Below are 10,201 nucleotides of genomic sequence, written 5' to 3'. Positions count from 1 at the left end.
CTCCCGTTCCGAAGCCGCCGCCCCCGTCCGGTCCGGCCGTCGAAGTCTCGCCCTCGCCCTGCTGTGCGGGGCGCTCGGCGCGGCCATGGCACTGCTCGCCAGCCGGCAGCGCTGGGCGGAGGGCACCGCGACGGTGGCCGGCGGCGCCTTCCCCCTGACCGCCAAGGGCAGCGAGGTCACCGGTGTGCCCGCGGCCCTCGCCATAGTGGGCCTGGCCGCGCTCGTCGCCGTCTTCGCCGTCCGCCGCGCCGGCCGCGTCCTGGTCGCCGCCCTGCTCGCGCTGTCCGGCGCCGGCACGGTCGCCGCCGCCCTGCTCGGCGCGTCCGACAGCTCCGCCCTCGACGAGAAGGCCGCCCGGACCTCCGGCGACACCGCCGCGACCGCCGCCGCGCTCAGCCACACCGGCTGGCCCTACGTCGCGGCCGCCGGCGGCGTGCTGATCCTCCTCGCCGGCCTGCTCGCCCTGCGCTACGGCCGCCTGTGGCCGGCCATGTCCGGCCGCTACGAACGCTCCGGGGCGCCCCGCTCCCGTGCGCCCCGCCCGGTCGACCCCGACCGCCCGGAGGACCTGTGGAAGGCCCTGGACCGCGGCGAGGACCCCACCGGCACCGAGTCCGCCTGACCGCCGCGTCGAGCAGCGCCTCCCCGTCGTGGGGAAACGGGTGTCGCGGGGAGCCACCCCCGCTCACGTCACGTGCACGCGTACGGGACAATGGACGCGAGCGTCCGGCTCAGACACGTATACAGCAACGAGGAGCAAGTCATGGCGGGCAGCAGCCACCACGGTCACACCCCGGCCGCCTGGACCGGTGTCATCATCGCCTTCATCGGTTTCTGCGTCGCGGGCGCCTTCATGGTGATGGCCCAGCCGGTCGGCTTCTGGGTCGGCATCGTCATCACGCTGCTCGGCGCCGTCGTCGGCGGCATCATGCGCATGATGGGCCTCGGGCAGAAGGGCGAGCACCCGGTGCACCAGGTCGGGAGCGAGCAGAAGGACCGCGAGCCGGCCCGCGCCGAGGGCTGAGGCCCACTCGACGGGCCCGTACGACTGAGAGGTCGAGGGGCGGCCCCGCGCCGTCCCTCGCGCGCGTGCGCCCGGCCCAGGGCAGAATGCAAGGCGTGAACGCCGACAGCCAGAGGGTGACGCACGGCCGAACGCCCATACCCCGCCCGAGGCACACACAGGACGAGCCGGCCGTCCCGACGCACGCCACGGCCGTGCTGGGCCGGCTCGCCGTCCCCGCCGGGGTCCTGACCGCCGTCGCCGGCGCCTTCGTCTACGTCGGGGCCGTGGACCCCAACGAACCCGGCCACTACCCGGTGTGCCCCCTGCTGCGCTACGCGGGCGTCTACTGCCCCGGCTGCGGCGGGCTGCGCAGCGCCCACGCCCTCGTCCACGGGGACGTCCCGGCGGCCCTGCAGAACAACGCCCTGGCCGTGACGGGCTTCCTGGCCTTCGCCGTGCTCTGGACCCTCTGGGCGGTCCGTGCGGCGCGCGGGCGGCCGTCGCGGATCGCCCCCGGGCCGGTGCACCTGTGGAGCCTCGGCGTGCTCCTGGTGGCGTTCACCGTTGTCCGGAACCTGCCGTTCGGCGGCTGGCTCCACCCTTGACCGGCCCCGGTCGCCCTCGGCCGGCCGGCGTATGTCCAGTTGGCGGGACCGGCGTCGACCGGATGCGAGGCCCGGTCCCCGGTCCGGCTACCATCGCAGTGACCACCGGTTTCCGCCCGCTTGATCCACTTGGTCTGCCGGACCGTGCCGGATCCGTTCGATCCGCCGGATCCGGTCCGTCCGGTCCGGGCGGCCCGCCGGAGGCCGCTCGATCAGAACAGTCCACCGTCTGGAAGGGGGCCGCTCACGTGAGTGTGCTCGACGAGATCATCGACGGAGTCCGTGCCGACCTTTCGGAGCGGCAGGCGCGCGTCAGCCTCGACGAGCTCAAGGAGCGCGCGGCCAAGGCTCCCGCCGCCAAGGACGGCGTGGCCGCGCTCAAGGGCGACGGCGTCAAGGTGATCTGCGAGGTCAAGCGCTCCAGCCCGTCCAAGGGCGCGCTGGCCGCGATCGCCGACCCGGCAGCCCTCGCCGCGGACTACGAGGCCGGCGGCGCCTCCGTCATCTCGGTGCTGACCGAGGAACGCCGCTTCGGCGGTTCGCTGGCGGACCTGGAGGCGGTTCGCGCGCGCGTGGACATCCCCGTCCTGCGCAAGGACTTCATCGTCACCTCGTACCAGCTGTGGGAGGCCCGGGCCCACGGCGCCGACCTCGCCTTGCTGATCGTCGCCGCGCTCGACCAGCCCGCCCTGGAGTCGCTGATCGAGCGCGCGGTGTCCATCGGACTCACCCCGCTCGTCGAGGCCCACGACGAGGAGGAGGCCGAGCGCGCGGTGGCCGCCGGCGCCAAGGTGATCGGCGTCAACGCGCGCAACCTGAAGACGCTCGAGGTCGACCGCGACACCTTCGAGCGGGTGGCGCCGGAGATCCCGGACGGCATCGTCAAGGTCGCCGAGTCCGGAGTCCGCGGCCCGCACGACCTCATCGCCTACGCCAACGCCGGCGCCGACGCGGTCCTGGTCGGCGAGTCCCTCGTCACCGGCCGCGACCCGAAGACGGCGGTCGCCGACCTGGTGGCGGCCGGGGCGCACCCGGCACTGCGGCACGGACGGGGCTGACCCATGCCGCTCCGCACCAGGCTCTTCCGGGACCCGTACGCCCGCCTCGCGCGCGGCTGCCGGCCCCGGGGCTGCCGCGCGCCCGCACGGCGCGTGCACGGCCGCAGGGTGCGGTACGTCATCGGCGACGAGCCGGGCCAGGTGAACGGCATGCGATGGCAGCGCCCCGGAAGGGGCGCGGGGCTGTGTCCGACCATGCGGCTCCGCCGCGCGGGCGCGCCCGGCCACGGACGGCCGGCAGCCGCCTGACGAACCCCGCCCCCACGGCGATCAGTGTCCGCACTCACCGTGAGGTTTCCGCATGCCCAGCGAGTTCTTCATCCCCGACCCGGAGGGTCGGATCCCCAGCCCCGAAGGCTACTTCGGGGCGTTCGGCGGCAAGTTCATCCCGGAGGCCCTCGTCGCCGCCGTGGACGAGGTCGCCGTCGAGTACGACAAGGCGAAGGCCGACCCCGAGTTCGCCCGCGAGCTCGACGACCTGCTCGTCCACTACACCGGCCGGCCCAGCGCCCTGACCGAGGTGCCGCGCTTCGCCGAGCACGCCGGCGGCGCCCGCGTGTTCCTCAAGCGCGAGGACCTCAACCACACCGGCTCCCACAAGATCAACAACGTGCTCGGCCAGGCCCTGCTCACCCAGCGCATGGGCAAGACCCGCGTGATCGCGGAGACCGGGGCCGGCCAGCACGGCGTCGCCACCGCCACCGCCTGCGCGCTCTTCGGCCTCCAGTGCACGATCTACATGGGTGAGATCGACACGAAGCGGCAGGCCCTGAACGTGGCCCGGATGCGCATGCTCGGCGCCGAGGTCGTGGCCGTGAAGTCCGGCAGCCGCACCCTGAAGGACGCCATCAACGAGGCGTTCCGCGACTGGGTCGCCAACGTCGACCACACCCACTACCTGTTCGGCACCGTCGCCGGACCCCACCCCTTCCCGGCCATGGTCCGCGACTTCCACCGGGTCATCGGCGTCGAGGCCCGCCGCCAGCTCCTGGAGCGCGCCGGGCGCCTGCCCGACGCGGCCGTCGCCTGCGTCGGCGGCGGCTCCAACGCCATCGGCCTCTTCCACGCCTTCATTCCGGACACCGGCGTCCGCCTCATCGGCTGCGAGCCCGCCGGGCACGGCGTCGAGACCGGCGAGCACGCGGCCACGCTGACCGCCGGCGAGCCCGGCATCCTGCACGGCTCCCGCTCCTACGTCCTGCAGGACGAGGAGGGCCAGATCACCGAGCCGTACTCGATCTCGGCCGGCCTGGACTACCCGGGCATCGGCCCCGAGCACTCCTACCTCAAGGACTCCGGGCGCGGCGAGTACCGCGCGATCACCGACGACGCGGCCATGCAGGCGCTGCGCCTGCTGTCGCGCACCGAGGGCATCATCCCGGCGATCGAGAGCGCCCACGCGCTGGCCGGCGTCCTGGAGGTCGGCCGGGAGCTGGGCGAGGACGGGCTGATCGTGGTCAACCTGTCCGGGCGCGGCGACAAGGACATGGACACCGCCGCCCGCTACTTCGACCTGTACGACACCGACGCCGAGGTGGCCGCAGACGAGGCCGACACCGCCGAGATCGAGGGGGACGCCAAGTGAGCGGCGCTGCATCAACGGGCGGGAAGGGCCAGCTGCTGAACGACACCCTCGCGGGTGCGAAGGCGGAGGGCCGGTCCGCGCTCATCGCCTACCTGCCGGCCGGCTTCCCGACGGTGGACGGCGGCATCGACGCGATCAAGGCCGTCTTCGACGGCGGCGCGGACGTCGTCGAGGTCGGGCTGCCGCACAGCGACCCGGTCCTGGACGGGCCCGTCATCCAGACCGCCGACGACATCGCGCTGCGCGGCGGCGTCAGGATCGCGGACGTGATGCGGACGGTCAGGGAGGCCCACGCGGCCACCGGCAAGCCCGTGCTCGTCATGACGTACTGGAACCCGGTCGACCGCTACGGCGTCGAACGGTTCACCGCCGAGCTCGCCGAGGCGGGCGGCGCCGGCTGCATCCTGCCGGACCTGCCGGTCCAGGAGTCGGCGCTGTGGCGGGAGCACGCCGACAAGCACGGTCTCGCGACGGTGTTCGTGGTGGCGCCGAGCAGCAGGGACGAGCGGCTCGCCGAGATCACCGCGGCGGGCTCCGGGTTCGTCTACGCGGCTTCGCTGATGGGCGTCACCGGCACCCGTGAGTCGGTGGGCGCGCAGGCCCAGGAACTGGTCGAGCGGACCCGGGCCACCGGCACCGGCCTGCCCGTGTGCGTCGGTCTCGGCGTCTCCAACCGGGCCCAGGCCGCCGAGGTCGCGGGCTTCGCCGACGGGGTGATCGTCGGCTCCGCCTTCGTCAAGCGGATGCTGGACACCCCGGACCCCGCGGCCGGCCTCGAGGCCGTCCGCGCGCTCGCGGGCGAGCTGGCGAGCGGCGTGCGCGGGCAGGCGTAGCGGCAGCGGGCAGCGACAGCCGCGCGGAACATTCGCTCACCCGAACGGGTGGTCCTGAGACCGGGGAGGCTCATTGAGCCTCCCCGGTTCGTTCTGGGGGTGTGAGCGAGAAGAACCATCAGGGAAAGCGCACCGCCCGGCAGCGGCTGGCGGTCGAGCGCGAGAAGCAGAAGGCCGCGGAGAGGCGGCGGCGCACGCTGATCGTGGCCGCGACCGTCGTGTGCGTCCTGGCGCTGGCGGCGGTGATCGGCCTGCTGGCCGCCAACGCCGGCAAGAGCAGGAAGAGCAGCGCGGGCCCGGTCGTGGTGCCCTCGGGCGCGCGGGGCAAGGACAGCCTGGCGATCCCGGTCGGCCAGGACGGCGCCAAGTCCACGCTCACCGTGTGGGAGGACTTCCGCTGCCCGGCCTGCAAGGGCTTCGAGGCGGCGTACCGCCCGACGCTCCGCGAGCTGACCGGCTCCGGCAAGCTCAGGGTCGAGTACCACCTGGTCAGGCTGATCGACGGCAACCTCGGCGGCACCGGCTCGCTGCGCGCGGCCAACGCGGCGGCCTGCGCCCAGGACGCCGGCAAGTTCCCCGCGTACCACGACGTGCTGTTCGAGAACCAGCCCGCGGAAACCGACGACGCCTACGCCGACAACAACAAGCTCATCCAGCTGGCCGGCAAGGTGAGCGGCCTGAACACCCCGGCCTTCGCCAAGTGCGTCAAGGACGGCACGCACGACAGCTGGGTCGACAAGTCCCACCAGGCCTTCCAGGCCGGCAAGTTCTCGGGCACCCCGACCGTCCTGCTGAACGGGAAGGACGTCCTGCAGGACCGGACGATGACCCCGTCGAAGCTGAAGCAGATGGTGGAGGCGGCCGACAAGGGGTGACCGGGGAGGACGAGGAGACGAGTGCGGCGCCGGGCCGTTATGGAGCCGTAGCCGGGCTGCTTGACGTGCCCCCGCTCCGGCTGCGGTAGCGTCGACCCTGCCATGGAACTTGCCTACATTCCCAGCCCGTCGCGCGGGGTGCTGTACCTCGGCCCGATTCCGCTGCGCGGCTACGCGTTCTGCATCATCATCGGCGTCTTCGTTGCCATCTGGCTCGGCAACAAGCGCTGGATCGCCCGTGGCGGGCGGACCGGCACGGTGGCCGACATCGCGGTCTGGGCTGTGCCGTTCGGCCTGGTCGGCGGCCGGCTCTACCACGTGATCACGGACTACGAGCTGTACTTCAGCGAGGGCCGTGACTGGGTGGACGCCTTCAAGGTGTGGGAGGGCGGCCTCGGCATCTGGGGCGCGATCGCGCTCGGCGCGCTGGGCGCGTGGATCGGCGCCCGGCGCCGGGGCATCCCGATGCCGGCGTACGCCGACGCGGTGGCACCGGGCATCGCCTTCGCGCAGGCGATCGGCCGCTGGGGCAACTGGTTCAACCAGGAGCTGTACGGCCGGGAGACGCACCTTCCCTGGGCGGTGCACATCACCTCCGCCGCCGACGGCCGGGTGCCGGGGTACTACCACCCGACGTTCCTGTACGAGTCGCTGTGGTGCGTCGGCGTGGGCTTCCTGGTCATCTGGGCAGACCGCCGCTTCAAGCTGGGCCATGGCAGGGCGTTCGCCCTGTACGTCGCCGCGTACTGCGTGGGCCGGTTCTGGATCGAGTACATGAGGGTCGACGAGGCCCACCACATCCTGGGCCTGCGGCTGAACAACTGGACCGCGCTGCTCGTCCTCCTGCTCGCGGTGGTCTACATCTGGGTGTCCGCCAAGAAACGGCCGGGCCGGGAGACCGAGGTCGAACCGGGCGTGACCACCCCCGGCGAGGAGGCCGGTGCCGCCGCCGACGGCAAGGCGGGTGCCAAGGAGGACGCCGAGGCGCGGGAGGACGCGCCTGCTGAAACGTCCGAGGCGACCGATGCGAAGGACGGGGCCGACGCGAAGGACGAGGCCGAGTCGGCACGGAAGGGCTGACGGCCGGCCGTACACGGACGAGGGCGCCCCGGTTTCCCGGGGCGCCCTCGTCGTGTCCGCAGCCGGTGTCAGCACCGGCGGGCCAGCGCCAGGGTGCGCTGGGCCGCCGCCACCACCGCCGCGTCGACGAAGCGGCCGTCCGGGAGGGCCTGGGCGCCGCGGTCCGTGGCGGCCGCCTTGACGATCGTCTCCGCTTCCTCGAGTTCGCGGTCGGTCGGCAGGTAGGCACGTTCGATGACCGGCAACTGGCGGGGGTGGATGGCCGCGCGGCCGAGGAAGCCGAGGGCGCGGCCGTGGGCGCAGGAGACCGCCAGGCCCTCCAGATCCCGGATGTCGGGGTGCACGGACTGGGCCGGCGGGGCGAGTCCGGCCGCGCGGGCGGCCACCACGACACGGGCACGGGACCAGTCCAGCCCGGAGTCCTGCTGCACGCCCAGGTCCGCGCGCAGATCCGACTCGCCGATCGAGACACCGCGCAGAGAAGGGTGCGCGGAGGCGATGGCGTAGGCGCGCTCGACGGCCAGGGCCGTCTCCAGGAGGGCGTACAGCGGGGGGCCCGGTCCGTCCGCCGGCGACGGGCTCCGGGCAGCCTTCGCGTGTGCCGCGACGCGGACGACCTGCTCGGCGGACGTCACCTTCGGCAGCCGCAGCCCGGCCAGGCCCGGCCGGGGCGCCACCGCCGCCAGGTCCGCGGCGGCCAGCGGCCCGTCGACGGCGTTGACGCGCACGTGGACCGGGACCGGCGGCGGCTCGCCCAGCAGCTCGGCGGTGGCGGCGCGGGCGTACTCCTTGCGGTCCGGGGCGACCGCGTCCTCCAGGTCGACGACCACCACATCCGCACCGGAGGCGAGGGCCTTGGCGACGACGCGGGGGCGGTCGCCGGGGACGTACAGCCAGGTCAGCGGGAACGGGACGATGGCCGTCACAGGGCGCCCTCCGCGCGCAGCGCGGCCAGTTCCTCCGGGGTGAGGCCCAGCTCGGTCAGCACCGCGTCCGTGTCCGCTCCGTGCGGACGGCCCGCCCAGCGGACGGCGCCCGGGGTGGCGGAGAGCCGGAAGAGGACGTTCTGCATGCGCAGCCGGCCGAGCTCCGGGTCGTACAGCGTGGTGAAGGTGCCCAGGGCCTGGTACTGCGGGTCGGCCATCACGTCCCGCACGTCCTGGATCGGCGCGATCGCCGCCTGGGCCTTCTCGAAGGCGGCCAGGACCTCGGTGCGGGTGTGCCGGGCGATCCAGCCGCCGACCGCCTCGTCGAGCACGTCGGAGTGCGCGGCCCGCTCCGCGCCGGTCGCGAACCACGGCTCCTCGATCAGCTCCGGGCGGCCCACCAGGCGCATCACGCGTTCCGCGACCGACTGGGCGGAAGTGGAGACGGCCACCCAGGTGCCGTCCGAGGTGCGGTAGGTGTTGCGCGGGGCGTTGTTCCGGGTGCGGTTGCCGGTGCGGGGCTGGACGTAGCCGAGCTGGTCGTACCACAGGGGCTGCGGGCCGAGGACGGTCAGGATCGGCTCGATGATCGCCATGTCGACGATCTGCCCCTCGCCGGTGCGCTCCCGTGCCGCGAGCGCGGTCATCACCGCGTACGCCGTCGCCAGTCCCGCGATCGAGTCGGCGAGTCCGAACGGCGGGAGCGTCGGCGGCCCGTCCGGCTCGCCGGTGATCGCGGCGAACCCGCTCAGCGCCTCGGCGAGGGTGCCGAAGCCGGGGCGGGGCGCGTACGGGCCGAACTGTCCGAACCCGGTGACCCGGGCCAGGACCAGACGCGGATTGACCGCCGACAGCTCGGGCCAGCCCAGCTCCCACCTCTCCAGAGTGCCGGGACGGAAGTTCTCCACGATCACGTCGGCGCCGGCGGCCAGTCGCAGCAGGGTGCGGCGGCCACCGGGCCTGGACAGGTCCAGTGTGATCGTGCGCTTGTTCCGGCCGAGCAGCTTCCACCACAGGCCGACGCCGTTCTTCGACGGGCCGTGGCCGCGGGACGGGTCGGGCTTCACCGGATGCTCGACCTTGATCACCTCGGCGCCGAAGTCGCCGAGCATGGTGGCGGCGATCGGCCCGGCGAAGAGGGTGGCGAGATCGAGCACGCGGAGACCGGCGAGCGGGGCGGTGGCCTCCGCCTCGGGCGTGTGCGGCGTGTGCGGCGTCATGGGCGGGACGCCTCCCGGTGGGTGAGCTGGGCCAGGGTGTCGAAACCGATGCCGTTGAAGTCGCCGACGGACGTGGCCAGCCGGTTCTTCAGCGGGGTCGTCCAGCGGTCGGGCAGGGCGGCCGGGGAACCGGCGAGCAGGGCGGCGACGGAGCCGGCCGTGGCGCCGTTGGAGTCGGTGTCCCAACCGCCGGAGACCGCACGGCAGATGGAGCCGGTGAAGTCGCCGTCGGCATGGGTGAGGGCGGCGGCGATCAGGGCGGTGTTGGGGACGGCGTGGACCCAGTGGCAGGTGGCGGAGTAGGTGGCGTGGAGTTCGTCCACCACGGTGTCGAAGTCCTCGTGGGTCCTCGCGAGCCGGATGGCGTGGCGGACCGCACGGGCGAGCCGGGAGCCGGGCGGTACGACGGTCAGGCCGGTGGCCAGGCAGGCGTGGACGTCGTGCGTTCCGGTCGCCGCGGCGGCGATGACGGCGGCGGCGAACATCGCGGCGTAGACGCCGTTCGCGGTGTGGGTGAGGGTGGCGTCGCGGTGCGCCTGCTCGGCCGCGGCGGCCGGGTCGCCGGGGTTGGTCCAGCCGTGCAGGTCGGCGCGGATCAGGGCGCCGATCCACTCGCGGAAGGGGTTGCGGTGGCGGGCGGTGTGCGGGGGGTCGATGCCGAGGAGGAGGTTGCGGTAGGCGACGCGTTCGGCGGTGAAGGTGCGGCCGGCGGGGAGTTCGCCGAGCCAGAGGCGGGCCACGTCGGTGGTGGTGAAGTCCCTGCCGTGGCGCTGCAGGAGGAGGAGGTTGAGGACGGGGTAGTCGAGGTCGTCGTCCTCGGGCATGCCGTCGATGTTCTCGGCGAGGGAGGTGGCCGCGGAGCGGCGGTTCCAGGGGTACGCGGCGAGGAGGTCGCCGGGGACGGCTCGTGCGGTGAACCAGGTGTTCAGGGGCCAGTTGCCGGTGGACCGGGCGAGCCGGCGAATGCCCTCCAGGGGGAGCTTTTCCACGGGTTTGCCCAGCAGGCAGCCTGC

At 73.7% G+C, this 10,201-nt stretch carries 12 protein-coding genes; 9 read left to right on the top strand and 3 right to left on the bottom strand.

Going from position 1 to position 10,201, the window contains the following annotated elements; translation table 11 throughout:
• The 9 genes from C1I97_RS23100 to lgt form a co-directional block, all read left to right on the top strand.
• A partial coding sequence (locus tag C1I97_RS23100; protein WP_111005106.1) for a TIGR02234 family membrane protein occupies positions 1 to 622 on the top strand: 622 nt, incomplete at its 5' end.
• A gap of 141 nt (positions 623 to 763) precedes the next feature.
• Entirely contained in the window at positions 764 to 1,024 is a 261-nt protein-coding gene (locus C1I97_RS23095; protein ID WP_111005104.1) for an HGxxPAAW family protein, read from the top strand.
• A gap of 86 nt (positions 1,025 to 1,110) precedes the next feature.
• Positions 1,111 to 1,611: a DUF2752 domain-containing protein gene (locus C1I97_RS23090; RefSeq protein WP_111005103.1), complete on the top strand. Its 501-nt coding sequence runs from the start codon at positions 1,111 to 1,113 to the stop codon at positions 1,609 to 1,611.
• Positions 1,612 to 1,859: 248 nt separating this feature from the next.
• Complete coding sequence (trpC, locus tag C1I97_RS23085; protein WP_111005102.1) at positions 1,860 to 2,669, top strand: indole-3-glycerol phosphate synthase TrpC; 810 nt, start codon at positions 1,860 to 1,862, stop codon at positions 2,667 to 2,669.
• Positions 2,670 to 2,672: 3 nt separating this feature from the next.
• Positions 2,673 to 2,918, top strand: a complete 246-nt coding sequence (gene trpM, locus C1I97_RS23080) for a tryptophan biosynthesis modulator TrpM (protein WP_111005101.1) — start codon at positions 2,673 to 2,675, stop codon at positions 2,916 to 2,918.
• A 52-nt stretch (positions 2,919 to 2,970) separates the two neighbouring features.
• Positions 2,971 to 4,254, top strand: a complete 1,284-nt coding sequence (gene trpB / locus C1I97_RS23075) for a tryptophan synthase subunit beta (RefSeq protein WP_111005100.1) — start codon at positions 2,971 to 2,973, stop codon at positions 4,252 to 4,254.
• Positions 4,251 to 5,087, top strand: coding sequence for a tryptophan synthase subunit alpha (gene trpA, locus C1I97_RS23070; RefSeq protein ID WP_111005099.1), 837 nt, complete (start codon positions 4,251 to 4,253; stop codon positions 5,085 to 5,087). Before trpB ends, trpA begins: the two co-directional genes overlap by 4 nt.
• Positions 5,088 to 5,188: 101 nt before the next feature.
• On the top strand, positions 5,189 to 5,962 hold the full coding sequence (locus C1I97_RS23065; protein WP_111005098.1) for a DsbA family protein: 774 nt from the start codon (positions 5,189 to 5,191) through the stop codon (positions 5,960 to 5,962).
• Between the two features lie 102 nt (positions 5,963 to 6,064).
• Positions 6,065 to 7,042 (top strand): prolipoprotein diacylglyceryl transferase, encoded by a 978-nt coding sequence (gene lgt / locus C1I97_RS23060; protein ID WP_111005097.1) that lies wholly within the window; start codon positions 6,065 to 6,067, stop codon positions 7,040 to 7,042.
• A 68-nt stretch (positions 7,043 to 7,110) separates the two neighbouring features.
• On the opposite strand, the gene C1I97_RS23055 is transcribed toward lgt, so the two are convergent.
• The 3 genes from C1I97_RS23055 to C1I97_RS23045 all read right to left on the bottom strand — a co-directional run.
• On the bottom strand, positions 7,111 to 7,959 hold the full coding sequence (locus tag C1I97_RS23055) for an HpcH/HpaI aldolase/citrate lyase family protein (protein ID WP_111005105.1): 849 nt from the start codon (positions 7,957 to 7,959) through the stop codon (positions 7,111 to 7,113).
• A 5-nt stretch (positions 7,960 to 7,964) separates the two neighbouring features.
• Complete coding sequence (locus C1I97_RS23050; RefSeq protein ID WP_111005096.1) at positions 7,965 to 9,188, bottom strand: CaiB/BaiF CoA transferase family protein; 1,224 nt, start codon at positions 9,186 to 9,188, stop codon at positions 7,965 to 7,967.
• The coding region (locus C1I97_RS23045) for an ADP-ribosylglycohydrolase family protein (protein ID WP_111005095.1) at positions 9,185 to 10,201 on the bottom strand (1,017 nt) is incomplete at its 5' end. The genes C1I97_RS23045 and C1I97_RS23050, both read right to left, overlap by 4 nt.

This window comes from Streptomyces sp. NTH33, assembly GCF_003236365.1.
Classification (GTDB): Bacteria; Actinomycetota; Actinomycetes; order Streptomycetales; family Streptomycetaceae; genus Streptomyces.
This window is presented reverse-complemented; position numbering and strand designations above follow the sequence as displayed.

What these genes read in the sequence shown, in the direction of transcription:
- C1I97_RS23095 (WP_111005104.1), top strand. Translation starts at nt 764, where the DNA reads ATGGCGGGCAGCAGCCACCACGGTCACACCCCGGCCGCCTGGACCGGT.
- C1I97_RS23090 (WP_111005103.1), top strand. Translation starts at nt 1,111, where the DNA reads ATGCAAGGCGTGAACGCCGACAGCCAGAGGGTGACGCACGGCCGAACG.
- trpM (WP_111005101.1), top strand. Translation starts at nt 2,673, where the DNA reads ATGCCGCTCCGCACCAGGCTCTTCCGGGACCCGTACGCCCGCCTCGCG.
- trpB (WP_111005100.1), top strand. Translation starts at nt 2,971, where the DNA reads ATGCCCAGCGAGTTCTTCATCCCCGACCCGGAGGGTCGGATCCCCAGC.
- lgt (WP_111005097.1), top strand. Translation starts at nt 6,065, where the DNA reads ATGGAACTTGCCTACATTCCCAGCCCGTCGCGCGGGGTGCTGTACCTC.
- C1I97_RS23050 (WP_111005096.1), bottom strand. Translation starts at nt 9,188, where the DNA reads ATGACGCCGCACACGCCGCACACGCCCGAGGCGGAGGCCACCGCCCCG.